Origin of the sequence: Streptococcus mitis (assembly GCF_023109515.1) — a bacterium.
Taxonomy (GTDB): domain Bacteria; phylum Bacillota; class Bacilli; order Lactobacillales; family Streptococcaceae; genus Streptococcus; species Streptococcus mitis_CS.
On the sequence record NZ_JALDUM010000002.1, the window covers coordinates 239175 to 263644 of the forward strand.

A 24470-nucleotide genomic window follows, 5' to 3' on the forward strand; every position below is an offset into this window, starting at 1 on the left:
TTTCCAATAAAACCACATAGTGATTCTCTCAGCTTAATTGTGTTCAAGGCTGCAAACACTGCGTGGCTTTTGAATATTTAGAGGTTAGTTTTTTGGGCAATTGTCAATCAGAATGTTCTTTTATCTGTCAATAATCCTAGAAAATCTTGTCGTTTCAAGTCTGAGAAATGTTTGGTAGAGAGACTTCCCTTTTGAAGTCCATCATCTCTAACCTGCAAATAATAGCTATGTTGGCTTGTTTTAATTGTCAAAAAATCGCCAAATATAAAAACTCTTTTCCAGTTGCGAATCTCAAATTCTTTCATCTCTGATTTTGGAATGCGGATAAGTCCTTGCCGCAAATCGCGATGATGCTCATTTGTGAAAGTCATCCCATTTCCAAGATTTCTTATTAGCAATTCATCTAATGTTACCATCACTAGTGCTATTTTAGTTAAGAGAATTTCAACTGTTGGTGGTAAAATCGCTAGATTAAACCAAGGGTGTAAGTAGCGATAAGCTAAGAAATAGTTAGGTTCCTCACCCAATCCTAGTTGTTTATATAAGGTCTTGACTTCACTATCTAACCTCGCTTCAAAAGACACATCCGAATGCTCTTCTTCCTTCCTCTGATTAAAATAACGCATCCAGACTAGAAAACCTATAAAGACTATAATAAATATTCCTGATAAGAGATATTTTACATTGTAGTTCATCACTTAACCTCCTGATTCACGCCTCTGCCTAAAACAGAGGCCTATCTATTTTGAAAATAGTTCCATAACAACTTTAAATAAGACGGGTAATATTGTATCAAACTAGAATTCTTTCTTCTTTTAGCTAAATCATAGTGCCCGTTAAACCCATTTTAAAATTATACCAAGCTTATTTTAGTTTTCTTTTCTACTTTTTATATTACTATGATACAATATTTTTAATAGGATTTTATTATTTGTTAACTTTTTTCACTAAAAGGAGAAAATCATGCGTTATGATTTTGGAAAGGTCTATAAAGAAATACGTGAGTCAAAAGGATTGACCCAAGAAGAGGTCTGTGGAAATGTTCTCTCAAGAACTAGCCTATCAAAGATTGAAAGTGGTAAGGTAACTCCCAAATATGAAAATATGGAGTTTCTTCTCCGACAGATTAATATGAGTTTTGAAGAGTTTGACTATATCTGCCACCTCTATCAACCTAGCCAACGAACAGAAATCATGCAAACCTATCTCAATATGAATTCCATCATTGGTAGCAGTGATCTAGTTAATTTTTTTGAAACATGCCAAGACTATCTCAAAATCCACCACGACCTGCCCATAGAAGAAATCAGAGATATGTTGGAAATTATCATTCATATCCGTCAACATGGGACTGGAGAACTGTCAGACCAAGTGAAACAAACTATCAAAAAGCTTTGGGAAAAAATTGAAAAACAAGATACATGGTATGAAAGTGACCTAAAAATCCTCAATACCATCCTTTTCAGCTTTCCAATTGAACACCTCCATCTCATTACTGGAAAAATCCTGCAACGCTTAGAAGTCTATAAAAACTACCAACATTTATACGACTTACGAATGGCAATCCTACTCAACCTTTCCACCATTTACTTATACCATCAAGACAAAAACATGTGTCAACAAATCTGCTATACTTTACTAGAGGATGCCAAGAACAAGAAAAGCTACGATATGCTTGCTGTCTGCTATGTCCGTATTGGGATTTGTAGGGATGATGCCAAACTTATCCAAAAAGGGTTCTCCCTTCTAGAGCTGACCGATGAAACTTCCATTCTAGCCTTTCTCAAAAAAGAAGTAGAGACCCATTATCAACCGAAGGAAAGAGAAAAAAGCTTAGCTTCTAAATAAAACCACACTGTCATTCCAATCTTGAATACAATCAAGTTGAAAGAAACACTGTGTGGTTTTTGAATGTTTGAACGTTCGGAGATTTGTTTTTTGGGCAATTGTCAATCAGAATGTTCTTTTATCTGTCAATAATCCTAGAAAATCTTGTCGTTTCAAGTCTGAGAAATGTTTGGTAGAGAGACTTCCCTTTTGAAGTCCATCATCTCTAACCTGCAAATAATAGCTATGTTGGCTTGTTTTAATTGTCAAAAAATCGCCAAATATAAAAACTCTTTTCCAGTTGCGAATCTCAAATTCTTTCATCTCTGATTTTGGAATGCGGATAAGTCCTTGCCGCAAATCACGATGATGCTCACTTGTGAAAGTCATCCCATTCCCAAGATTTCTTATTAGTAGTTCATCTGGAGTTACCATCACCAGCGCTATTTTAGTTAAGAAAATTTCAACTGTTGGTGGTAAAATCGCCAAGTTGAACCAAGGATGTAGGTAGCGATACGCTAAGAAATAATGAGGCTCCTCACCCAATCCTAGTTGTTTATATAAGGCCTTGACCTCACTATCTAACCTCGCTTCAAAAGACACATCCGAATGCTCTTCTTCCTTCCTCTGATTAAAATAACGCATCCAGACTAGAAAACCTATAAAGACTATAATAAATATTCCTGATAAGAGATATTTTACATTGTAGTTCATCACTTAACCTCCTGATTCACTACTCCGCCCAAAGCAGAGGCCTATTTATTTTGAAAATAGTTCCATAACAACTTTAAATAAGACTGGTAAGATTGTCAAACTAGAATTCTTTCTTTTCTAGCTACATCATAATTCTCGACTAAATACAAAGTTAAGGTCACTGAATTTGTCAACGCTTGCACACCTCCCGTTTCACCTATATTATAAATCAACATATATAACCTGTCAAGCAATTAAAGCAAATATTAAATGTTTTCAAAAAGAAGAATTATAGTTATATTTTACACATAAAAAAGATAGCTTTTGCTATCCTTATACATTATCTGACTGCTTATCCATTAGATATTGTTCCACCTTGAGCGCCTTGACTTCATTATTTTCAATTAGATAAAGCACCTTAGCTTTCATATAATAGTCCTTAGCAACAGAGATATCAAGATCTTCTGTTACATTTCCCAATAAACAATATAAATCTGCTAACCTAAAGCTACTATGATATTTGTTACAAAATTCAATTATCTCCAATAATAGCGCTCTGGACTTATCCATCTCCTCCTGTTTCCAAAGGTGGTAACAATAATTGTATTTTATTTTGATATACAACTCAATTTGTTCACGCACACTAGTATCGATTTTTGAAAGGGCTACGGAAACCTGATCATATAGTTGCTCAAATTTCTCCTTATCCTCATCATAGCCTAAGAAAATCAGCAGGGTATTCAAAATATATAAGTAATCCACTTTATCAATACTAATCCTACTAAGGATGTCCTCTATTTTTGAAATAGCTAGTTTTAATTGATGTTCACATTGATAAGTTAGAATGGCATCTATCCAGTCCAGATAAATCTTTTCATCAAAAGATAAAGAAGTCTGTTGCTTTCTCTCTCCCTCAAAAGCATATTTCAAAGAGGCATAATCTTGATTTTCCAATAATGTTTCAGACAATCTCTTGAAAGCAGACAAGCCTAGAAACTCTTTCGAAATTTCTCCTGAAAAGAAATAGTCCATATTTAAGCCCATTTTTTCAGATAATTTATATAACAAATCTGCTCCTGGCATATATTTGCCTTGTTCCATTCGACTTATCTGAGTTTGTTGGCAAATTCCTTCTGCCAACTCTTTTTGCGACCACCCCAACTCTTTTCGCTTATTTTTTAATCTTGTTGCTAATAATGCATGCATGCTAACCACCACTATTTATATTCTATAAAAACATTATACTACTTTTTTGAGAAGATTATATCAGATTGTCTACATAGTGTGAACAGGATTCTAAAAAGGAAAGAAAAAAGAGCTATTCAAAGCTCTTTCCCCTATTTCTTAATACCAGCCGTTGTTAAGCCAAAAGTTTTTAGCGGCTGACCATGAACCGTAACGTCCTGCAACGTAAGCATCTGCTACACGTTCTTGGTTTTCAGCTGAGTAGTCACCGTTCAAGTATGAATCTGTCAATTGGTAACGTCCAATGTAACGTCCATTTGTAGCTGTATAGCTACCACCTGATTCTTTTTGTGCAATCCATTCTTTAGCTTCTGCTTCAGATCCGCTTACAGTTGCGGCTGGTGCTGAAGTTTCTGCTGTAGCAACAGTTTCTTCTGCTACAGGAGCGCTTGCAGCTGGTGCTGCTTCTTCTACTACTTCTGTAGTTTCTGCTGCTGGAGCTGAAACAGTTTCATCTTGAGCAGCTGGTGCCGCATAAGTAGCTGGCGCTGGTGTTGCAACAGGTGCTACAGGACCATCGATAACCAACTCTTGACCAACATAAATCAAATGAACGTTGTCGATGTGGTTGTTTTCTGCCAATTTCTCAACAGTTGTGTTGTGAGTTTCAGCGATTTCTGAAAGTGTATCACCTTCTTTAACAGTGTAAGTTGATGATTCTTGAGCAGATACAAATGATGGAGCAAATACTGCAAACAAGGCAGCTACTCCTGCAAGAGTTGTTTTAATCTTTTTAGTTGTTGATTTCATATTTGAAAATTCTCCTTCTTTCTATAGTTCTATCATACCCTTTAAATATTACCGTTTCTTGACACTTTTATGTAGAAATATTACAAAATTATTTTTTATTTCCCTAAATAAGCTATTTTTTGTTACAAAAGATGCTTTTTTATGCTATTTGTAGTGTAAAAAGGTTTTCATCCACAATTAAAGCCAAGACCTTCATTCTTTGATATAATAGAGATAAGAATTTTTATAAGGGGAAACTGATGAAATCACTTCGTTTTCAATCTGTCTTTGATATCATCGGACCAGTTATGATTGGCCCATCTAGTAGCCATACAGCTGGTGCTGTTCGTATTGGGAAGATTGTCTCTTCCATTTTTGATGATACTCCGACAGAAGTCGAATTCCAACTATTTAACTCATTTGCCAAAACCTATCGTGGTCACGGAACAGACCTAGCCCTTGTTGCAGGTATTTTGGGCATGGATACAGATGATCCTGAAATTCCAAACAGCCTGGAAATTGCCCACAAGCGTGGCATCAAGATTGTCTGGACCATTCAGAAAGACAGCAATGCCCCTCACCCAAACACTACTAAAATTACCGTCAAAAATGCGCACAAGACCATCAGCGTGACTGGTATTTCTATCGGTGGAGGAAATATTCAGGTCACCGAACTCAATGGCTTTGCCGTCTCTCTCAATATGAATACACCAACTATCATCATTGTTCATCAAGATATTCCAGGTATGATTGCCCTCGTAACAGAGGCACTTTCCCGCTATGGTATCAATATCGCCCAGATGAATGTCACTCGTGAAAAAGCTGGTGAAAAAGCCATTATGATTATCGAAGTTGACAGTCGCAACTGTGATGAGGCTATCGAAGAAATTCGAAAAATCCCTCATCTCCACAATGTCAATTTCTTTAAATAGGAGGAAGCATGTTTTATTCTATCAAAGAATTGGTCGAGCAGGCAGAACTGGACTTTCAAGGAAATGTCGCAGAACTCATGATTACAACAGAGTTTGAATTGACTGGTCGCGAACGTGAAGAAGTCTTCCTTCTCATGGAACGCAATCTAGAAGTCATGAAAGCCTCTGTCCAACTTGGCCTCAATGAAAATAAATCTCGTAGTGGCCTGACAGGTGGAGATGCTGCCAAATTGGATCACTACATCAAAAACGGAAAAACTCTGTCAGATTACACGATTCTCTCTGCTGCCCGAAATGCCATTGCAGTCAATGAACACAATGCCAAAATGGGCTTGGTCTGCGCCACTCCGACCGCGGGAAGTGCTGGCTGTCTGCCTTCCGTTCTCACTGCTGCTATTGAAAAATTAGACCTCAGCCACGAGCAACAGCTGGATTTCCTCTTTGCTGCCGGTGCCTTTGGACTAGTCATCGCAAACAATGCCTCTATCTCAGGCGCTGAGGGTGGCTGTCAGGCCGAAGTCGGCTCTGCCTCTGCTATGAGTGCTGCTGCCTTGACTCTAGCTGCTGGTGGAACACCTTATCAGGCCAGTCAAGCCATTGCCTTTGTCATTAAAAATATGCTAGGCCTCATCTGTGACCCTGTTGCCGGTTTGGTCGAAGTTCCCTGTGTCAAACGTAATGCCATGGGAGCTAGCTTTGCCTTCATCGCAGCAGATATGGCCTTGGCAGGTATCGAATCTAAAATCCCTGTGGATGAGGTTATCGATGCTATGTACCAAGTAGGATCAAGCATGCCAACTGCCTTTCGTGAAACAGCTGAAGGTGGACTCGCTGCCACCCCTACTGGTCGTCGTCTCCAAAAAGAAATTTTCGAAGAATAAGCTTATCAAATAGGAGAAACCATGACCTCTATCACAGCGATTTTTTTCGATCTGGATGGAACCCTCGTTGACAGTTCTATCGGGATTCACAATGCCTTTACCCATACCTTTAAAGAGCTAGGGGTGCCTAGCCCTGATGCCAAAACCATTCGTAGTTTTATGGGACCGCCCCTCGAAAGTAGTTTTGCGACCTGCCTTCCCAAAGACCAAATTTCTGAGGCTGTCCAGATATACCGTTCTTACTATAAGGCAAAAGGCATCCATGAAGCTCAACTCTTTCCTCAGGTCGTAGACTTGCTTGAGAAGTTATCGAGCAATTACCCTCTTTATATCACCACTACAAAGAATACTCCAACCGCTCAAGACATGACTAAAAACTTGGGAATCTATCATTTCTTTGATGGCATTTATGGTTCCAGCCCTGAAGCACACCATAAGGCAGATGTCATTCGCCAAACCTTGCAGACACATCAACTAGCCCCAGAACAAGCTATCATCATCGGAGATACCAAGTTTGATATGCTGGGTGCTCAAGAAACAGGCATTCAGAAATTAGCCGTCACTTGGGGATTTGGGGAGCAAGCAGATTTGCTAAACTATCAGCCTGATTATATCGCTCACAAACCCATAGAAGTTTTGGCCTATTTTCAATAACATAGACTGGGCGACAACCCCATCTCAGAAGAAAATGGAGCAAGTTTCTACATAACAAAACGCATATTACCAAGATTCTTCAGAACTGATAATATGCGTTTTTCTTTTTTATTCAACGTGGGTGGTTTGATTTGCAAAAGCGATAATGGCTTGCTTCAATTCATCTCCACTAAGAGTGCGGAACTCTTCAATCTTTTGATCGATGGCTTCTAGAGGCATGACATTAACCTTACCAACGAAAATCTTATCCATAACCTGATTATCAACAAGTTCGGTCGATACCAAGAGTTCTTCGTAAAGTTTTTCGCCTGGACGGATTCCAACTTCAACAATTGGAATTTCGCTTTCGGTGTGGCCACTTAGAAGCACCATTTTCTTGGCCAAGTCATAAATCTTGACTGGTTTGCCCATATCAAGGATAAAGACTTCTCCATCCTTGGCATAAGCACCAGCATGGATAACCAGACGGCTAGCTTCTGGAATGGTCATAAAGTAACGGGTCATGCGAAAATCTGTGACCGTTACAGGCCCGCCTTCAGCAATTTGACGTTCAAAGACTGGAATGACACTACCACGGCTACCAAGAACATTCCCAAAACGAACTGCACAGTAGGTTGATTGGCTACGTTGGTTAAAGCCAGTGACAATCAACTCAGCCACGCGCTTGGTTGCTCCCATAACATTTGGTGGATTAACCGCCTTATCTGTCGAAATCATAACCATCTTAGGTACTTTAGCTTCATCAACAGCCTTAGCAACGTTGTAAGTTCCACGGATATTGTTTTTGAAGGCTTCTTTTGGATTGCGCTCCATCATAGGAACGTGCTTGTGGGCAGCCGCATGATAAACAATAGCTGGCTTGTACTGTTCAAAGACTTGCAACAAACGGTCATAGTCTTGAATATCGGCAATAACCGGTACATAATCAATCCCTTGGAACTTGCGAATCAATTCATGATAAACAAGGTAGATTGAGTTTTCCCCATGACCGAGCAAGACGATGCGTTCAGGATTGAAGCGACTAACTTGGCGACAGATTTCAGAACCGATTGAGCCACCAGCACCTGTGACTAAGATTGTCTTACCTGTCAGTTCTGCGCCCAGACGCGATTCGTCAAGACGAATTTCCTGACGTCCCAAAAGGTCCGTAATATCAATTTTTTGGAAGCCAGTACCTGCTTGGTGAAGTCCTTGAACAACCGTTTCAACCTTAGGCATCTTGTAACACTTGACACCCAGCTTATTACACATCTGCAAGATACGTTCATATTCTGACGGGTCAAGCGACGGAATCGCAACGATAACACGCTCGATTTGATGGCGTTTGGCTAATTCAGGCAGATCATCATATGAACCCAAAACAGGGATTCCACCAAGTTTTTGGCCCTTTTTCTTAGAATCCTTGTCCAAAATACCGACAAGTTCTAATTCACTAGTTGGATGTTGGTAACTATCCATAAAGAGGGCTCCACCATCACCGGCACCAATCAAGAAGGTCCGACGGTGTTCTCCATCACCACTTCCCTTTTTGCGTTTAGAGTAGATTAACTGCCAAGTAATCCGTGGCAATAAAATCAAGAAAGTACTCAACAAGATAAAGAGAATGATGAAACGGATTGAAAAAAGTGGCAAGAAGGCATAGCAGATACTATATGACAAGATACTGCTAGCAGTCACACCAAAAAAGATTTTCATGAAATCCGTAATCTTGCTGTAACGACTAATACTAGCGTTCAGCCCCCAAAATCCAATCATCAATTGATAGAACAGGAAGGCCAAGCTCGTATAGATAATGTAGTCAACAGGTGCTGGATTAATCAAGCCGTAGAATAAAATATAAGATACAATGATGGAAACCACCATACTCAAAATATCAAATATTCCCCAGAAAACCTGTTTTTGTTGTTTATTTAAAATTTCCACCAGATCAATCACATAATCTGTGAGTTTTTTATTCATAGAAATTTACTCCTCCTTTAAAAGAGCTCGATGGTTATACTCAATGAAAATCAAAGAGCAAACTAGGAAACTAGCCGCAGGTTGCTCAAAACACTGTTTTGAGGTTGTAGATGGAACTGACGTAAGTCAGTAACATATACCTACGGCAAGGCGACGTTGACGCGGTTTGAAGAGATTTTCGAAGAGTATTATATTGTTATTATAACACTTTTTCTAAAGTTTACGATTTGCTACAATCTTTTACTTGCTTTTTCGTAACAGTTTCATAAAAATAAACTGTCGGATAAATCCTGGACAAAGAGCAACAACCATCTGAATGGCAACACTCTTGGCATACTCCATGTAAGAAATTTGCCCTCTCTTCAGCATGCGCTGACGAGCCTGACGATAGAGTTTAAGGTAACGCAGTCCCCCACGACGCTCAAACATCCCTGCTCCAACACGAACCTTACACAAGATTTGATCCAGATTTCCAGTCTTGGCTCCTGCAGCAATCATATTGAGCCAGAGGAGGTCATCCTCCATATAAAGGCCATCCTCATAGTTGCCTGCCTTGAGAACCATGTCCTTCTTGAACATGACAGTCATGTGGTTAAAGGCACTTCTCATCCTTTGATAAGCCACAATCTCTGCATGCTGGGTTGGAACACGACGGTAAGAAACAATCTCATCAGGATTGTCAATAAATTCTGCAATATGTCCACCTAATAGGTCGAGCTTGTCCTTCTCCATTAGCTGAACCTGTTTCTCAAAACGGTCTGGAACTGCTATATCATCCGTATCCATACGGGCAATAATATCATACTGACACTGCAAAACACCCTGTCGAAGAGCCAGACCCAAACCTTGATTCTGCTCAAGAGGATAGCGTTTCACTGGAATTTCAGACTGGGCTTCCACTTGGTTTAATACCTGATAGAGCTCAGGTGTCAAAGGCCCATCCTCAACCAGAACCAATTCGCTCGGTTTCAGAGTCTGATTTTGAACACTCTCAATAGCATCCTTTAAAAATGTCGGATTTTCCTTGATATAGACCGACATCAATACGCTGATTTTTTGCTTTTCAGACACAGTTTTTCTCCAATGTATAGATTTCCTTCCACTATTTTATCATAATTTTCAAGACTTTCCCATTTTTATCTTGAAAGCCCAAAACCTTACTTGACATTATAGGGAAAAAGCCTTAAAATAAGCTGTTATTAAAATCAGCTAGAAGAGGTATTATATGAAAAAGCAATCACTCTTTTTTGTTCCAGGTATTATCCTGATTGGTGTTTCCTTGCGGACTCCTTTTACTGTTTTACCCATTATTTTGGGAGATATTTCGCAAGGGTTGGGAGTAGAAGTTAGTTCGCTTGGTGTCTTGACCAGCCTTCCCCTCCTCATGTTTACCCTCTTCTCACTCTTTTCTACCCGACTGGCTCAAAAAATCGGCTTGGAGCATCTCTTCACCTACAGCCTTTTCTTCTTGACCATCGGTTCTCTCATTCGACTAATCAATCTGCCCCTGCTCTATCTAGGAACCTTGATGGTTGGGGCAAGTATCGCAGTCATCAATGTGCTGCTTCCTAGTCTCATCCAAGCCAATCAACCAAAGAAGATTGGTTTTCTGACCACCTTATATGTAACCTCTATGGGGATTGCGACGGCTCTGGCTTCCTATCTAGCCGTGCCTATTACACAAGCCAGTTCTTGGAAAGGACTTATCATCCTCCTCACCCTGCTCTGTCTAGCAACTTTTTTGGTCTGGCTCCCAAATCACCGCTATAATCACAGACTAGCTCCACAAACCAAACAAAAAAGCAAAGCAAAGGTCATGCGTAATAAACAGGTCTGGGCAGTGATTGTCTTTGCAGGTTTTCAATCCTTACTCTTTTACACCGCTATGACCTGGCTACCTACCATGGCCATCCATGCAGGCCTATCCAGTCACGAAGCTGGCTTGCTGACCTCTATCTTCTCCCTGATTAGCATTCCTTTTTCAATGACCATCCCAAGCCTGACAACCAGTTTATCTACTCGTAACCGTCAGCTCATGCTCACTCTGGTTTCACTAGCTGGTGTGGTCGGTATTTCCATGCTCTTTTTCCCAATCGGTAATTTCTTTTACTGGCTTGCCATCCATCTCCTCATCGGAACCGCAACCAGTGCCCTCTTCCCTTATCTCATGGTCAATTTTTCACTCAAGACAAGCGCTCCTGAAAAGACGGCCCAATTGTCCGGTCTATCTCAAACAGGAGGCTATATCCTAGCAGCCTTTGGACCAACCCTCTTTGGTTACAGTTTTGACCTTTTCCACTCTTGGGTACCAGCTGTAGCTGCCCTCTTACTCGTCGATATCCTGATGACTGTGGCCCTCTTTACAGTGGACAGAGCTGATAAAATCCTCTAAACTTCTAGTTTTGGCTAGAAGTTTTTTATATATAAAAATTTTACACATTTCTCTTGACAGGGCTTTCATTTAGATGTACAATGTATGTGTAGAAAAATTATATATAAAAATCTTACACATTAGAAAAGGAGGTTCCCCATGTACTTTCCAACATCCTCTGCCTTGATTGAATTTCTCATCTTGGCCGTACTGGAGCAGGATGATTCTTATGGTTATGAGATTAGCCAAACCATTAAGCTGATCGCTAATATCAAAGAATCTACACTCTATCCCATTCTCAAAAAATTGGAGGGCAATAGCTTTCTGACAACCTATTCTAGAGAGTTCCAAGGTCGCATGCGCAAATACTACTCCTTGACAAATGGTGGTATAGAACAGCTCGTGACCCTAAAAGATGAATGGGCACTTTATACAGACACCATCAATGGCATCATAGAAGGGAGTATCCGCCATGACAAGAACTGAATACCTGACTCAGCTAGAACTCTATCTCAAGAAACTACCTGAAGCTGATCGCATCGAAGCCATGGACTATTTCAGAGAACTCTTTGACGATGCTGGAGTCGAGGGAGAAGAAGAACTCATCGCTAGCTTGGGAACTCCTAAGGAAGCAGCCCACGAAGTTCTATCAAATCTTCTAGATAAAAAAATCAATGAAGCGCCTGCTCAAAAGAATAACCGACAAATTTTGCATATCGCCTTGTTAGCTCTCCTTGCAGCCCCTATCGGTATTCCTCTGGGAATCGCCATCCTCGTGACCCTGTTCGCAATCCTTGTGGCAGCCTTGACTGTCATCTTGGCTTTCTTTGCGGTTTCCATACTTGGTATCATCGGCGGATTCCTATTTTTAGTTGAAAGTTTCACTGTCTTAGCCCAAGCTAAATCAGCCTTTATCTTGATTTTTGGTGCTGGTTTACTGGCTATCGGTGCTTCTTCACTAGTCTTACTAGGTATTTCCTATGTAGCTCGCTTCTTCGGTCTACTCATTGTTCGCCTGGTGCAATTTGTTCTCAAAAAAGGAAAGAGAGGTGACCAGCATGCGTAAATTGACAAAAGGATTTCTCATTTTTGGTGTGGTGACTACCGTTATCGGATTTATCCTGCTCTTTGTAGGCATCCAATCTGACGGAATCAAGAGCCTACTTGCCATGTCCAAGGAACCTGTCTATGATAGTCAGATGGAAGAGCTGACCTTTGGCAAGGAAGTCGAAAACCTAGATATTACGCTCCACCAACACGCGCTCACCATCACAGACTCTTTCGATGATCAAATCCACATTTCTTATCATCCATCTATTTCTGCTAACCATGATCTTGTCACAAATCAAAACGACAAAACTCTAAGCCTCACTGATAAGAAACTGTCTGAAAGTCCATTGCTCTCTTCTGGAATTGGCGGGATTCTCCATATCGCAAGTAGCTACTCTAGTCGTTTTAATGAAGTTATTCTCCAAGTTCCAAAAGGAAGAAGTCTAAAAGGGATCAACGTGTCAGCCAATCGTGGACAAACCACCATCATAAATGCTAGCCTTGAAAATGCAACTCTCAATACAAATGGCTATCTCCTCCGAATTGAAGGAAGTCGTATCAAAAACAGTAAACTCACAACCCCTAATATCGTTAATATCTTTGATACAGACCTTACAGATAGTCAACTAGAGTCAACAGAGAAGCACTTCCACTCTGAAAATATCCAAGTCCATGGTAAGGTTGAACTGACTGCCAAAAAGTATCTCAGAATCATCCTAGACCAGAAAGAGAACCAACGAATTAACTGGGACATCTCAAGTAACTATGGTTCTATTCACCAATTCACAAGAGAAGAGCCTGAATCAAGAGGTACGGAATTAAGCAACCCTTACAAAACTGAAAAAACCGATGTCAAGGATCAACTCATTGCTAGAGCTGATAATAATATTGAGCTAATATCCATACCAAACAGACGTTGACAAAAGCGCTTACATCTGCTACTATGGAAGCATATTTATCTAACTAAAAAGGAGGTTCTACCATGAAACAAGAATGGTTTGAAAGTAATGATTTTGTAAAAACAACAAGCAAGAACAAACCTGAAGAGCAAGCTCAAGAGGTTGCAGACAAGACTGAAGAAACGATAGCCGATCTCGATACACCAATTGAAAAAAATACTCAAGTAGAGGAGGAAGTCTCTCAAGCTGAAGTCAAACTGGAAAGCCAGCAAAAAGGGACAATTGGAACGCCTGAAGACAGTGAATCGAGAACAGAAATAGAAGAAAAGAAAGCATTAGATTCTACTGAAGAAGAGCAAGATCTTTCTAAAGAAACAGAAAAAGTCACTATAGCTGAAGAGAGTCAAGAAGCACTTCCTCAGCAAAAACCAACCACGAAAGAGCCCCTTCTTATCAGTCAATCCTTAGAAAGTCCCTATATCCCCGACCAAGCTCCAAAATCTACGGATAGATGGAAAGAGCAAGCGCTTGATTTTTGGTCTTGGCTAGTGGAGGCTCTCAAATCTCCTACAAGCAGTCTTGAAACAAGTAGCACACACAGTTACACAGCCTTTCTCTTGCTCATTCTGTTTTCTGCATCTTCCTTTTTCTTTAGTATCTACCACATCAAACATGCTTACTATGGACATATAGCAACTATGCATAATCACTTCCCTGAACAATTTGCTTCATTAAATCTCTTTTCGATTATCTCTATCCTAGTAGCAACAACACTCTTCTTCTTTTCATTCCTCTTGGGTAGTTTCGTCGTGAGACGATTTATCTACCAAGAAAAGGACTGGACGCTAGAAAAGGTTCTCCAACAGTATAGTCAACTCTTGGCAATTCCAATCTTCCTCACTGCTATTGCTAGTTTCTTTGCCTTCTTTGACAGCCTACGATTTACAGCCCTCTTGTGTGTGATTAGCATTGGAATCATTCTGCTTGCTAGCCTCCATGTCATTACAAGACCTAGTCAAGCAAGTGAAACCGACTCCTTCTATCAGTTATTCTTGTCTGTCCTTGTGAACGGAGTCATTATCCTCCTCTTCTTTGTAGCTGAAGTGGCACTGATTGGAGATTATCTCCGTATCTTAGCCTTTCTTTAAACTTCATACTCTTCGAAAATCTCTTCAAACCACGTCAGCTTCGCCTTACCGTACTCAAGTACAGCCTGCGGCTAGCTTCCTAGTTTGCTCTTTGATTTTCATTGAGTAGCAATCCTGTCTTCCATGGCAGGATTTTTTATATATCAAAAAGCAAGTCGATTGACCTGCTTCTGCTTTACTTTTCTTGTGCTAATGTTTTAAAATCTTTGTCTAAGATGGGTTGCACTTCTAATTGATTGGCGTCTAGTTGGTGGTAAGATGCTGATGGTAATGACTCTAGGAATTTTGCATAGTCCAAGCGGGCAATGGCTTCATAGTCTTCTGGTTTAGAGCCGTCTCCTGTGATTTGAACCAAGTCAATCTCCCACTGGACTTCCTTATCCACCAATTGCTCAATATAGGCAGCAGGAACAAATGGTTCTCTCGGTAATACTGTCTTGACTCCTTGAGCCAGATGGTAAACACCGTGCACTTGGCCTTCTCCATCCTGATAGAAGGAAACTCTTGCAAAGTAGGCGTCTGTCTCTTGAACCGCACGCACACGCGCTTCAAACTGAGCCAAGCCATCTTCCCCTAAAAAGCTTTTCAAATCCTCATGACTAAAGAAAACAGGATTAAAAATTCCTTGGCAAATCGTAAAACGAGCCGCAGTGTCTGCAATATGAGCTTGAATACTTGCTTGGAAATAAGCTTCAAAATCAAAACCATCTAGTCCTTCAATCTCAGTTCCTGTATAAGCAAGCAGAGCATCTAAAAATGACTTGATAATCCGCCAGTCTGTCTTCGTTAGTAGCTCAGGAAGATCGACACGGTAAGCCTTTTGACCATCAGCATAACTAACTTTAAAGAGAAATTGCGATTGCCCCACTATCGCACACTCGATATACTCGAGACGATTAAGAGGCTGACGGAGATAGACGGCATCATAGCTATGTGACTCCAAGCCATCTACCAAGGCCAAGATCGACTTGGCAGTCAAAATTTCCTGCTCTCCTAAAATGCTCTGTTTATTTGGAATAAAAAATGTTTTCGTCATAATCGGACTCCTTTGAAATCGTTTACATATAGTATACCTTATTTTTCTGAAAGATACAAAAACAAACTTTATACTCTTCGAAAATCAAATTCAAACCGCGTCAGCTTCGCCTTGCCGTACTCAAGTACAGCCTGCGGCTAGCTTCCTAGTTTGCTCTTTGATTTTCATTGAGTATTAATTTTTGAGTAAAAAGCATAGAAAAACAGCCCCTAAGGACTGTTTAATCTTATACAGTAGCTGCTTGATCCAAGCTTTCACCGATAGCGGCTAGGCGCTCGATCACTTCAGCTTGTGTCAATTCATTTTCTGAAACATAGCGGTTACGTGGGTGAACACGGCACTCGTGTGAGCATCCACGAAGGTACTTGTCTTCATTTTCTTCTGATGTCAAGATACGACGGTTACAGAATGGATTTCCACAGTTGACATAACGTTCACATGGTGTTCCATCAAACCAGTCTTTCCCTACGATGGTTGGGTTGACATGGTTTACATCTACGGCAATACGCTCGTCAAAGACGTACATTTTCCCATCCCAAAGCTCACCTTGAACTTCGGGGTCTTTACCGTAAGTTGCAATTCCTCCGTGCAATTGGCCAACATCTTTGTAGCCTTCACGGACCATCCAACCTGAGAATTTCTCACAGCGAACGCCACCTGTACAGTAAACCACGACACGCTTGTCCATGAATTTTTCCTTGTTATCACGAACCCATTGTGGCAACTCACGGAAGTTGCGGATATCTGGGCGGATAGCCCCACGGAAGTGTCCTAGGTCGTACTCATAATCGTTACGTGTGTCAAGGACAACGGTATCTTCGTCAAGAAGAGCTTCTTTGAACTCTTTTGGAGACAAGTAAGCACCTGTTGTTTCAAGTGGGTTGATGTCGTTGTCAAAGTCGTTGTCTTCCAAACCAAGGTGGACAATCTCTTTCTTGTAGCGAACAAACATCTTCTTGAAGGCTTGTTCACTTTCTTCGTCAATCTTGAACCAGAGGTCTTCCATACCTGGGAGGCTGTGAACGTAGTCCATGTATTTTTGAGTTGTTTCATAATCACCTGAAACTGTTCCGTTAATTCCCTCGTCAGCGACTAGGATACGACCTTTAAGGCCAATTGATTTACAGAAAGCCAAGTGGTCTGCAGCAAATTGCTCTGCATTTTCAATTGGAGTGTAAAGGTAGTAAAGTAAGACACGAATATCTTTTGCCATAAGATTTGTTCTCTTTTCTATTCTTAAATTTTCAGAATTTTTCATCTAACTATACTAGTATACCTGCTTGAGAAAGCGAATGCAATTTATTTGACTGGAAATTGTAGAAGATGGCCTGTCCCTGCACTTCATCAGTAACCATAGCGAATTGCAGATAGTTCTCTCAATTTTTTGATCTGCTCAGCTTGATTTTCTGACAAACTTAGCTTGTTATCAATCAATACGCGCGCAAGGTCAACATTCATTTGACTCAAAATAAATGGAGTAGAGGTCCCATCGTCCTCTAATCGTCTTTTATAACTCACTAACAGATTTTTCAAGGGAGTCAGTTGAGGCGTATCCTTTATATCTTCCAATAGATGATCTATGATCGTCATGGCTTCACAACGTCTTTCGCTGCCTCCTGCAAACCATTTTAATGGTGTCATTCTTATTTCCCTCCTTAAATTGAAAAGCTATCATTCCTAACTCTCGCGTCAGTATTTACCCAAACACCCTATGTAAAAAAGTCAGCAGAAATGGTAGAGTCGCGAAAATATTATTAATCACATGCACCGCATAGGAAGGATAAATGCTCTTGGTATAGCGGGTCAAACTAGCAAAGATGATGCCAGATGTTGCAAAGACGAAGATATCTAACAAACTAGGCAGACTTGAAAAATGAGGAAGAGCAAATAAAATTGACGGAAGAAGCAAATCAAGGCCAAATCTCGAATGCTTAAAAAAGGCGTGTTGCAGTAATCCTCTATAGATTAGCTCTTCCATAAGTGGAGTCAGAAAGAACAAAGTTATATAGATACCTAGCTCAGCAAAGTTGGTCCCACTATAACCGATCAATACAGCCCAACCCTCAGCAGTTGACTGAACATGTTTAGCTGTCTGAACGTTAAAAGAGATATGGAGCACTACCACTAATACTGTCAAAATCGAATACCAAAGCCATTTTTTTCTTGGAATACGAAAGAGGTAGCCATGGCCTGTCTTAACCAGAATCCAAATCATGACTCCGCTAAATAGTAAACTCAAGATATTTTGAATCCAGACGAAATTGCCAATCTGGGAAGAAAATTGCCAATAATTTTGGACAATAAGCGTCAACTGAGAAAGACCAAATACGAAAAATAAGTAAGACAAGACTGCACTTATTTTGAAGACAAGCTGATACTTTTTCATGTGAACCCTCCTTTGTAAACTCGTAACATCTCTAATATAAACCATATTTACCCAAATCCTTACTCTAAATCCTAAATAGTGCTTGAGATTTCCTGAATGGTTACAATAAGGGAAATGAGGAAACATAGATATCTATGCTCTCGTTTCAAAAAATCACTGCTTTCCCCAGATAAGCCTGAGGAAAACAGTGATTCAGTTTTTAGGAATTAGGAATGAATACACGAAATCAATTAATCTTATGATTTTTTGTTTTTCAAGAATTCATCGTATTGTTTTTGCATTTCGTTCAATACTTTTTCGTAGGCACCTTCAGATTTCAATTTTTCCATCAATTCTGGAATAGCTTTGTCTGGGTCTACAGTACCAGTGTTGATAGCTGTATCGAATTGTTGCATTGTGTTAGAGATTGCTGAGATTTCAGATTTCACATTGTCAGTGTTAAAGATGAATCCAAGTGCTGGAGATTCTTTAGCTTCAGCCAACTGTTTCTTAGAATCTTCGATTTGTTGGTCTGTAACGTTTTCGTTGATGTAAAGAATCCAGTTGTTACCAGTATTCCATCCACCCATGTGAGTGTTTCCTTTGTAGCCATCAAGGACTTTAACACGGTTTTCTTTACCTGCAATTTTTTCCCAGTTCTTGCCTTCTGGACCATAAACAAGACCATTCAAGAGTTCTGGGTTAGTGTTCAAGAGGTTCAACACTTCCATTGATTTTTCTTTGTTCTTAGAGTTGTTTGAGATAACAAAGTTAGCAACTTGTGTTGTTTGGTTTTTCTTGATGAAGTTAGTAATTGGTTTGATTTGGATGTCTTTGTTTGCAACACGTGAAAGCAAGCTGTTACCATAGTCAGCTGGTCCTACTGTTTCTTCACGAACGAACCAAGTATCTTGTTGAAGGTCAAATGAAGTATCGCTTGTTGCTACGTCTTTTGGAATGTATCCAGCTTCATAGAATTTGTGGAGAGTCTTCAAGTGTTCTTTAAAGCGAGGCACTTCGTAACGGTTTACGATCTTAGTAGTGTCCCCTTCAAGGTCGATAACGAATGGAAGTCCATTTGGAACTGGGTAGTCAAAGTTATCAGATGGGATGAAGTTCTTAGTAACCGCAAATGGCACTACATCTGGAGCTTTTTCTTTGATTTGTTTCAAGACTGGTTCAAGTGTTTCATATGAAGTGACACCTGAAATATCGATACCGTATTTAGCAAGAAGAGTTCCGTTGAAAGCGAAGTTTTGAGATGATGCAACGTTGGCTGCAACTGGAACTGCGTAAATTTTACCGTTAATGCTGTTACCTTTGATGTAAGCTGGGTCAAGTGCTTTATAAAGCTCTGCCCCTTCTTTCTTATACAAGTCAGTCAAGTCAGCATAGGCACCTTTTTGAGCATTTACAACATAGTTAGATGCAAAGGCGATATCGTAGTTTTCACCAGATGATGTGATAACTGACATTTTCTTATCATAGTCACCCCATCCAAGATATTGGATATCCAATTTAGCACCAACTTTTTCACCGATGATTTTGTTAGCATTTTCTAGCAATTCATCTAAGTTATCTGGTTTGTCACCGATTTGGTACATTTTGATAACAGTTTTTTCACCTGAAGCTGAGTCAGCAGCTTTTTTACTGTTACCTGAAAGGTTTCCACAAGCAGCGAGACCAGCAGCCAAAGCGACTACGCTAGCAGATGCAAAAGCATATTTTTTCCAGTTTTTCATGACAAAAACTCCTTTTTTTATTTTTAAACTTATAAACAATATAATGATCTTAACTTCACGCAAGGGAAGTTTGGAAATGAGAAATGATTTTTCTCGACAAGTACTATTCTTTCACACCACCGATAGTCAAACCTTTTACAAAGTAGCGTTGGAAGAATGGATACAAAATCGCGATTGGAAGGGTTGCGACCACAACCATGGCCATACGACCTGTTTCTTTTGGAAGAGCAACTCCCAGTTGACCAGATAGGCCGACTGCTTTGGCGATGTAATCCATATTTTGTTGGATTTGCATGAGCAAATATTGCAATGGATACAAGTTGTCACTCTTGATGTAAAGAAGGGCATTGAACCAGTCATTCCAGAAACCAAGAGCTGTCAAGAGCGTGATGGTTGCAATACCTGGTAGTGACAATGGCAAACAGATTTGGAAGAAGATCCGGGCCTCACTAGCACCATCAATACGAGCGGATTCTAGAATAGCTTCTGGAATGGTCTTCTTGAAGAAGGAACGCATCAAGATGATGTTAAATGGTGAGAGAAGCATTGGAACAATCAAAGCCCAAACTGTATCACCAAGTTGAAGTAAACGAGTTACCACGATATAGCCCGGTACCAAACCAGCGTTGAACAACATACTAAGAAGGGCAAAAATCGTAAAGAATCTGCGATACTTAAAGGTTGTCCGTGAAATAGCGTAGGCATAAGTTGTTGTGATAAAAACGTTTGTGATCGTCCCCACCACTGTTACAAAGACTGAGATGAAGAGGGCTTGGAGAATTTTATCCTTAAACTGTGCCAAAAACTCAAAACCGTCTAATCCAAATTGGGATGGGAAGAAGCTATATCCATTTTGGAGGATACTCTTTTCATCTGTCACCGAAATAACGATAACGAATACAAAGGGTAGGATACAAGAGAGGGCAACCAAACCAGAAATGGTACTGAAGAAGATATCTGCTTTCTTACTGAAGGAGTGAATGCCGACATTATCAATTTTTTCTTTTTTAATTTTCTTTTCTGCCATATTCTCCTCCTTTCTAGAACAAGGCTGAGTTTGGATCAACTCGTCTTGCAAGTAAGTTTGATAGGATAACCAGAATCAAGCCGACAACTGATTGGTAGAGACCTGCTGCTGAAGCCATCCCGATATCCGCTGTCTGAGTCAAACCGTTATAAACATATACATCCAAAACGTTGGTTACGTTATAAAGCTGACCAGCATTGTGGGGGATTTGGTAGAAGAGACCGAAGTCTGCACGGAAGATATTTCCGACTGCAAGGATGGTCAATACAGTTACCAATGGTGTCAACTGCGGAATGGTTACATTGCGAATTCGTTGCCATTTGCTAGCCCCGTCCACTGTTGCTGCTTCGTAGTAGGTTGGATCAATTCCCATGATTGTCGCATAGTACATGACACTGCTATATCCAAAACCTTTCCAAATACCTAGGAAAAGTAGAAGATATGGCCAGATACCCAAGTCAGCGTAGAAATTGATTTCCTTCATTCCGATAGACTCTAGGAAATGGTTGAACACCCCTTTATCAATGTTTAGGAAGGCATCTGTAAAGAAACTGATGATAACCCAAGACAAGAAGTAAGGGAACAACATGGAAGTTTGGAAGATCTTGACCATTCTCTTAGAACGGAGTTCACTGAGGATAATCGCAATCCCTACAGATACAATCAAACCAATAAAGATAAAGCCTAGATTGTAGAGGACGGTATTTCGTGTGATGATAAAGGCGTCTTTTGAACTAAATAAGAATCTGAAATTATCGAGTCCGACCCATTTACTATTCACGATACTATCTATAAAACCATTACTGGTCATGTGGTAGTCTTTAAAGGCAACCACGTTCCCAAATACTGGAATGTAGAAGAATAGAATCAACCAGAGTGCCCCTGGTAAAACCATCAAGAGAAAGATCCAGTTGTCTCTCAAGGTTTTTGAAAACTTATTCATAATTTCCTCCCTTTTTTATTTTGATATCCATCTAAAAATTCCTTTTTAGATTTTTGATAACGATTACATTATTAGTATACTCCTATTTGAAGGTTAGGTTAAACTACTAATTATAGAAAAAACTCCACAAATTATTTTATGTGGAGTACTTTTTTAAGAAAGGAATGTTTCACGAGAAACACTCTGCCCAAGGTAAGGTATTCTTGTTTTTAAGTTGTATAAATGGTTGAAGCTGTCGCAATGGTATGCCACTGGTTAGCTGTTGTTGCTGCGAAGTCCTTGTCTGCGTAGAAGTCAGTAAATGGCAAGATGTCTACTTCTAGTTCTTCGATGCGGTCAATTTGACCAGCAAGATAAGCCTCGATACGACTTTCTGCTCGCTTGATCCGCTGCAAGAGTCCACCCATGCGGATATCAACCGTGTCCAAGCCAAAGACCTTGTTTTCCTTCAGCCATTGGTGGCTAAAGAGGGCATGGAAGTGTTCGATTTGGCTTCTGAGTTCTGGTAATTCTTGTCTTGCGATTTCTTGCAGACTTTCCTTATCGTTTACTTGATAGGCTTTACGAATACGCCGTCCCACGTCCACTTTGCTACTTAAAATCTGATTCAACTGGGCCTGAGTTTCAAAGAGGTAGGCATAGTTGCCAGCTTTTTCTTTAATGTTAGCAAGCGCCTCAGCAGCCTGAGCGAAGTGCGGTTTGTCCTGTTCAGGTGTCATGTGTCGGTCAAGGATCGGACAGAGAACATCCTGATAAAAGACATAGCGGTTGGGATTGATGCCACTGAGATTACCTGGTAGGTCTGGCAAGAGGTTGGCAAGGTCAATCTGCATAAAGTCCTCAACCGATAAACCTGTATTGGTTTTGAAGTGTGCAGTCAAACGGTCTAGGTCATTGCGGTAGCAGAGTTCTGCCCAGATTTGCAAGCTTGGTAGGATAGAAAACTGAGCAGTTTCCCCACCATTGTCCCCCCAACCCGTCACGATAACTTCTTTGATATCATTGGCACGACAGGCCTTGTTCGCTTCAAGAGCGATAAGACGGCTAAAATGGTTATTGGGTGTGAAACCAATCCACTTCCAAGCACCACCTGCAAAGGCAAGGTCATGGCTAATCTTGTGATGGTTACGGAAGTTGCGATTGTATTTTTCCTCGCTATCCTGATAATAGTCCCAGTAAACCAAAGTCACTCGGTCTTTGAGACGGTCTAGGTAGACACGAGTTTCTTCTGGAATTTCCACATCACGGTCGTACTGGCCATCTGCTGACATAAGTTTAAAGAACATATCGCTCCACATCTGGCAGTGGAAACCATATTTGTCAGCAATATCCAGCACGCGCTCCAAGTGTTGGCACATGAGGAGACTACGATCCACAACACCGTTCAATATCAAGTAACGTCCCAAACCAACCAAGTGGGCTTCGTCCATCCCGATATTGACCTTGCGAGTCTTCAGTTTAGATAGAGTAGCAAACATGCCATCAATCAGGTCATAAACCTTTTCTTCGCCAATGAGAAGAATATCCTCCACATCACGGAGTTCCTGCACTTCCTTGACACCCCATTTGACAAAGGCTGACAAGTGGGCCAAGGTCTGGATACAAGGCACAAAGGTCATATCAAACTGCTGGGCATAGGCTTCGATCTCCTGCAACTCCTCAGCCGAGTAGGCTCCACGGAAATATCCAAAGTAAGGCTGCCCTTCAATCTGGTAAGTGTCTTCCATGTAAAGCTCAAAGGTTGAGTAGCCCATGAGAGCCAAGACCTCAATCATCTGCTTGGCAGCAGCCACATTCAGCACCGCATTTCGAGAACAGTCAGCCATGTAGGCTAAATCTTCATAAGCTGCCTTCTCCTTAATCTCTACTTTATCACCTTCTGCTAGAGCTGTTACCAACAAGGACAAGGCGCGATAGAGTTGGTGAGGTTTGCGATAGGTTAGTTGATAGTGTCCACCCTCACCCTTGATAGAGATAGAGGCTTGGTCAGATTGGGCGACAGCTACTTCGACATCTGGTAAAGAAATGTGCTTTATCAGCAAGTCGATTGCCTGAGTTTGTTTGGAACTAAGTCCTGTAAATCTTACCATTGGTTTTCCTCCTGTAGCCAGTTGACAAGGGCTCCGTAGAGATTAGCATCTGCATGATAGGTGCAGGCTTGGATAACTGGTGCGACCGTGTATTCTTCGTAGGTATCGACAAAGTCTTCAACAGCTTCCTTGACACCTTGAATAAAATCTGGATTTTGGCTGATAGAGCCTCCCAGACTAATGACATCTGGATCGATCAGATACTGGATATTGAGCAAGCCTTGCGCCAGATTACGATTCATGCGCTCAATGGCTTCTTGACAAAGGGCATTTCCTGCTTCGGCCTCTTGGTAAATCTTGCGACCGTCCCAATCAGTCTGACCAAACTTTTCAATCACGTATCGTACCATATTCCCAGTTGACGCTAGTTGCGACCAGTTGTTGAGTTTTTCAGCAGGGGCAAGGGTTGTCATGTAGCCAAATTCTCCACCCAAGCCGTGGCGACCTCGGTGAAGTCTGCCATTGATAATCATGGCTCCGCCAATCCCTGTCCCAATCACGACACAGGCTGCATTTTCAAGCTCTGGATGAGCTAGCAGTTCACTAAGTCCAACACAGTTGGCATCATTCTCTAGATGTACAGGCAGATGATGATGGGCAAGGGCTTCATACCAAGAAAAGCCGTGGATATAAGGGACAGCACTGAAGCCATCAATCACACCTGTTTCTTGATTGACCGCACCTGGAACGCTCATAGCAATCCCGCTGTAATCCTGTTCTGACAATCGCTGGTCTAGCCAAGCTAGTAAATCTTCCAAACTTTCTGGCGTTGGAATGCTTGTCTTATCCAGTATTTTCCCATCAGGAGTCAGACTGGCAAACTTAATTCCAGTCCCTCCGATATCAATCGTTGCAATGGTCATTGTTTTTACCATAAAA

General features: G+C 40.8%; 24 protein-coding genes. 9 read left to right on the forward strand and 15 right to left on the reverse strand.

All coding sequences use genetic code 11. The annotated features are described in order from the left end of the window. Window positions 1-107 precede the first annotated feature (107 nt). Complete coding sequence (locus M1G05_RS06820) at window positions 108-695, reverse strand: two-component system regulatory protein YycI (RefSeq protein ID WP_247953400.1); 588 nt, start codon at window positions 693-695, stop codon at window positions 108-110. Between the two features lie 268 nt (window positions 696-963). Between M1G05_RS06820 and M1G05_RS06825 the strand changes: the two genes are divergently transcribed. Continuing rightward, a complete protein-coding gene (locus M1G05_RS06825; RefSeq protein ID WP_247953401.1) occupies window positions 964-1848 on the forward strand; it encodes a helix-turn-helix domain-containing protein in 885 nt (294 codons plus the stop codon). Between the two features lie 105 nt (window positions 1849-1953). On the opposite strand, the gene M1G05_RS06830 is transcribed toward M1G05_RS06825, so the two are convergent. The 3 genes from M1G05_RS06830 to apf form a co-directional block, all read right to left on the reverse strand. After that, window positions 1954-2541 carry a hypothetical protein gene (locus M1G05_RS06830; RefSeq protein WP_049543167.1) on the reverse strand — a complete coding sequence of 196 codons (588 nt, stop codon included), beginning with the start codon at window positions 2539-2541 and terminating at the stop codon, window positions 1954-1956. Window positions 2542-2853: 312 nt separating this feature from the next. Next, the gene (locus M1G05_RS06835) at window positions 2854-3726 is read right to left on the reverse strand and encodes a helix-turn-helix domain-containing protein (RefSeq protein WP_049500743.1); all 873 of its coding nucleotides are present in this window, start codon (window positions 3724-3726) and stop codon (window positions 2854-2856) included. A gap of 138 nt (window positions 3727-3864) precedes the next feature. Beyond that, window positions 3865-4515: an aggregation-promoting factor gene (apf, locus tag M1G05_RS06840; protein WP_247953402.1), complete on the reverse strand. Its 651-nt coding sequence runs from the start codon at window positions 4513-4515 to the stop codon at window positions 3865-3867. 239 nt (window positions 4516-4754) lie between these two features. Between apf and sdaAB the strand changes: the two genes are divergently transcribed. The 3 genes from sdaAB to M1G05_RS06855 are packed head-to-tail and all read left to right on the forward strand — an operon-like array spanning window position 4755 to window position 6961. Then, window positions 4755-5426 carry an L-serine ammonia-lyase, iron-sulfur-dependent subunit beta gene (gene sdaAB, locus M1G05_RS06845; protein ID WP_000838912.1) on the forward strand — a complete coding sequence of 224 codons (672 nt, stop codon included), beginning with the start codon at window positions 4755-4757 and terminating at the stop codon, window positions 5424-5426. Between the two features lie 8 nt (window positions 5427-5434). Further along, on the forward strand, window positions 5435-6307 hold the full coding sequence (gene sdaAA, locus M1G05_RS06850) for an L-serine ammonia-lyase, iron-sulfur-dependent, subunit alpha (RefSeq protein ID WP_247953403.1): 873 nt from the start codon (window positions 5435-5437) through the stop codon (window positions 6305-6307). Between the two features lie 21 nt (window positions 6308-6328). Then, the gene (locus M1G05_RS06855; RefSeq protein WP_049543176.1) at window positions 6329-6961 is read left to right on the forward strand and encodes an HAD family hydrolase; all 633 of its coding nucleotides are present in this window, start codon (window positions 6329-6331) and stop codon (window positions 6959-6961) included. A 108-nt stretch (window positions 6962-7069) separates the two neighbouring features. Here M1G05_RS06855 and M1G05_RS06860 read toward each other — a convergent pair whose 3' ends face one another. Next, entirely contained in the window at window positions 7070-8920 is a 1851-nt protein-coding gene (locus M1G05_RS06860) for a polysaccharide biosynthesis protein (RefSeq protein WP_001035713.1), read from the reverse strand. Window positions 8921-9160: 240 nt separating this feature from the next. Beyond that, window positions 9161-9991, reverse strand: a complete 831-nt coding sequence (locus M1G05_RS06865; RefSeq protein WP_247953404.1) for a glycosyltransferase — start codon at window positions 9989-9991, stop codon at window positions 9161-9163. Window positions 9992-10145: 154 nt separating this feature from the next. Between M1G05_RS06865 and M1G05_RS06870 the strand changes: the two genes are divergently transcribed. The 5 genes from M1G05_RS06870 (at window position 10146) to M1G05_RS06890 (ending at window position 14388) form a co-directional block, all read left to right on the forward strand. Next, window positions 10146-11312: a CynX/NimT family MFS transporter gene (locus M1G05_RS06870; protein ID WP_049499175.1), complete on the forward strand. Its 1167-nt coding sequence runs from the start codon at window positions 10146-10148 to the stop codon at window positions 11310-11312. A gap of 138 nt (window positions 11313-11450) precedes the next feature. Next, on the forward strand, window positions 11451-11777 hold the full coding sequence (locus M1G05_RS06875) for a PadR family transcriptional regulator (RefSeq protein WP_000273858.1): 327 nt from the start codon (window positions 11451-11453) through the stop codon (window positions 11775-11777). Then, window positions 11764-12357, forward strand: coding sequence for a DUF1700 domain-containing protein (locus tag M1G05_RS06880; RefSeq protein ID WP_247953405.1), 594 nt, complete (start codon window positions 11764-11766; stop codon window positions 12355-12357). Before M1G05_RS06875 ends, M1G05_RS06880 begins: the two co-directional genes overlap by 14 nt. Next, complete coding sequence (locus M1G05_RS06885) at window positions 12350-13261, forward strand: DUF4097 family beta strand repeat-containing protein (RefSeq protein WP_247953406.1); 912 nt, start codon at window positions 12350-12352, stop codon at window positions 13259-13261. Before M1G05_RS06880 ends, M1G05_RS06885 begins: the two co-directional genes overlap by 8 nt. A 62-nt stretch (window positions 13262-13323) precedes the next feature. After that, the gene (locus M1G05_RS06890; RefSeq protein ID WP_247953407.1) at window positions 13324-14388 is read left to right on the forward strand and encodes a DUF6574 domain-containing protein; all 1065 of its coding nucleotides are present in this window, start codon (window positions 13324-13326) and stop codon (window positions 14386-14388) included. 175 nt (window positions 14389-14563) lie between these two features. Here M1G05_RS06890 and M1G05_RS06895 read toward each other — a convergent pair whose 3' ends face one another. The 9 genes from M1G05_RS06895 to M1G05_RS06935 all read right to left on the reverse strand — a co-directional run bounded on the left by M1G05_RS06895 (window position 14564) and on the right by M1G05_RS06935 (window position 24454). Continuing rightward, complete coding sequence (locus tag M1G05_RS06895) at window positions 14564-15424, reverse strand: DUF4299 family protein (protein ID WP_247953408.1); 861 nt, start codon at window positions 15422-15424, stop codon at window positions 14564-14566. A gap of 226 nt (window positions 15425-15650) precedes the next feature. Next, the gene (gene trhO, locus M1G05_RS06900; RefSeq protein ID WP_001030022.1) at window positions 15651-16637 is read right to left on the reverse strand and encodes an oxygen-dependent tRNA uridine(34) hydroxylase TrhO; all 987 of its coding nucleotides are present in this window, start codon (window positions 16635-16637) and stop codon (window positions 15651-15653) included. A gap of 131 nt (window positions 16638-16768) precedes the next feature. After that, entirely contained in the window at window positions 16769-17065 is a 297-nt protein-coding gene (locus tag M1G05_RS06905; RefSeq protein ID WP_049543194.1) for a bacteriocin immunity protein, read from the reverse strand. A 55-nt stretch (window positions 17066-17120) separates the two neighbouring features. Then, window positions 17121-17810 carry a CPBP family intramembrane glutamic endopeptidase gene (locus tag M1G05_RS06910; protein ID WP_247953409.1) on the reverse strand — a complete coding sequence of 230 codons (690 nt, stop codon included), beginning with the start codon at window positions 17808-17810 and terminating at the stop codon, window positions 17121-17123. A gap of 236 nt (window positions 17811-18046) precedes the next feature. After that, window positions 18047-19531 (reverse strand): ABC transporter substrate-binding protein, encoded by a 1485-nt coding sequence (locus M1G05_RS06915; protein WP_247953410.1) that lies wholly within the window; start codon window positions 19529-19531, stop codon window positions 18047-18049. Window positions 19532-19634: 103 nt separating this feature from the next. After that, window positions 19635-20558, reverse strand: a complete 924-nt coding sequence (locus M1G05_RS06920) for a carbohydrate ABC transporter permease (RefSeq protein ID WP_000818353.1) — start codon at window positions 20556-20558, stop codon at window positions 19635-19637. Window positions 20559-20571: 13 nt separating this feature from the next. Next, window positions 20572-21501, reverse strand: a complete 930-nt coding sequence (locus M1G05_RS06925; protein ID WP_001032152.1) for an ABC transporter permease — start codon at window positions 21499-21501, stop codon at window positions 20572-20574. 209 nt (window positions 21502-21710) lie between these two features. Next, window positions 21711-23591, reverse strand: a complete 1881-nt coding sequence (locus tag M1G05_RS06930) for a beta-N-acetylhexosaminidase (RefSeq protein WP_247953411.1) — start codon at window positions 23589-23591, stop codon at window positions 21711-21713. Beyond that, window positions 23585-24454, reverse strand: coding sequence for an ROK family protein (locus tag M1G05_RS06935; protein WP_238096105.1), 870 nt, complete (start codon window positions 24452-24454; stop codon window positions 23585-23587). The genes M1G05_RS06930 and M1G05_RS06935 overlap by 7 nt, the downstream gene beginning before the upstream one ends. Window positions 24455-24470: the final 16 nt, after the last annotated feature.

Coding starts and splice junctions, on each gene's coding strand:
- M1G05_RS06860 (WP_001035713.1), bottom strand. CDS start 8,920: ATGAATAAAAAACTCACAGATTATGTGATTGATCTGGTGGAAATTTTA.
- M1G05_RS06830 (WP_049543167.1), bottom strand. CDS start 2,541: ATGAACTACAATGTAAAATATCTCTTATCAGGAATATTTATTATAGTC.
- M1G05_RS06910 (WP_247953409.1), bottom strand. CDS start 17,810: ATGAAAAAGTATCAGCTTGTCTTCAAAATAAGTGCAGTCTTGTCTTAC.
- sdaAB (WP_000838912.1), top strand. CDS start 4,755: ATGAAATCACTTCGTTTTCAATCTGTCTTTGATATCATCGGACCAGTT.
- M1G05_RS06915 (WP_247953410.1), bottom strand. CDS start 19,531: ATGAAAAACTGGAAAAAATATGCTTTTGCATCTGCTAGCGTAGTCGCT.
- M1G05_RS06855 (WP_049543176.1), top strand. CDS start 6,329: ATGACCTCTATCACAGCGATTTTTTTCGATCTGGATGGAACCCTCGTT.
- M1G05_RS06935 (WP_238096105.1), bottom strand. CDS start 24,454: ATGACCATTGCAACGATTGATATCGGAGGGACTGGAATTAAGTTTGCC.
- M1G05_RS06890 (WP_247953407.1), top strand. CDS start 13,324: ATGAAACAAGAATGGTTTGAAAGTAATGATTTTGTAAAAACAACAAGC.
- M1G05_RS06905 (WP_049543194.1), bottom strand. CDS start 17,065: ATGACACCATTAAAATGGTTTGCAGGAGGCAGCGAAAGACGTTGTGAA.
- sdaAA (WP_247953403.1), top strand. CDS start 5,435: ATGTTTTATTCTATCAAAGAATTGGTCGAGCAGGCAGAACTGGACTTT.
- M1G05_RS06820 (WP_247953400.1), bottom strand. CDS start 695: ATGAACTACAATGTAAAATATCTCTTATCAGGAATATTTATTATAGTC.
- M1G05_RS06875 (WP_000273858.1), top strand. CDS start 11,451: ATGTACTTTCCAACATCCTCTGCCTTGATTGAATTTCTCATCTTGGCC.
- apf (WP_247953402.1), bottom strand. CDS start 4,515: ATGAAATCAACAACTAAAAAGATTAAAACAACTCTTGCAGGAGTAGCT.
- trhO (WP_001030022.1), bottom strand. CDS start 16,637: ATGGCAAAAGATATTCGTGTCTTACTTTACTACCTTTACACTCCAATT.
- M1G05_RS06870 (WP_049499175.1), top strand. CDS start 10,146: ATGAAAAAGCAATCACTCTTTTTTGTTCCAGGTATTATCCTGATTGGT.
- M1G05_RS06825 (WP_247953401.1), top strand. CDS start 964: ATGCGTTATGATTTTGGAAAGGTCTATAAAGAAATACGTGAGTCAAAA.
- M1G05_RS06895 (WP_247953408.1), bottom strand. CDS start 15,424: ATGACGAAAACATTTTTTATTCCAAATAAACAGAGCATTTTAGGAGAG.
- M1G05_RS06835 (WP_049500743.1), bottom strand. CDS start 3,726: ATGCATGCATTATTAGCAACAAGATTAAAAAATAAGCGAAAAGAGTTG.
- M1G05_RS06920 (WP_000818353.1), bottom strand. CDS start 20,558: ATGGCAGAAAAGAAAATTAAAAAAGAAAAAATTGATAATGTCGGCATT.
- M1G05_RS06930 (WP_247953411.1), bottom strand. CDS start 23,591: ATGGTAAGATTTACAGGACTTAGTTCCAAACAAACTCAGGCAATCGAC.
- M1G05_RS06880 (WP_247953405.1), top strand. CDS start 11,764: ATGACAAGAACTGAATACCTGACTCAGCTAGAACTCTATCTCAAGAAA.
- M1G05_RS06885 (WP_247953406.1), top strand. CDS start 12,350: ATGCGTAAATTGACAAAAGGATTTCTCATTTTTGGTGTGGTGACTACC.
- M1G05_RS06925 (WP_001032152.1), bottom strand. CDS start 21,501: ATGAATAAGTTTTCAAAAACCTTGAGAGACAACTGGATCTTTCTCTTG.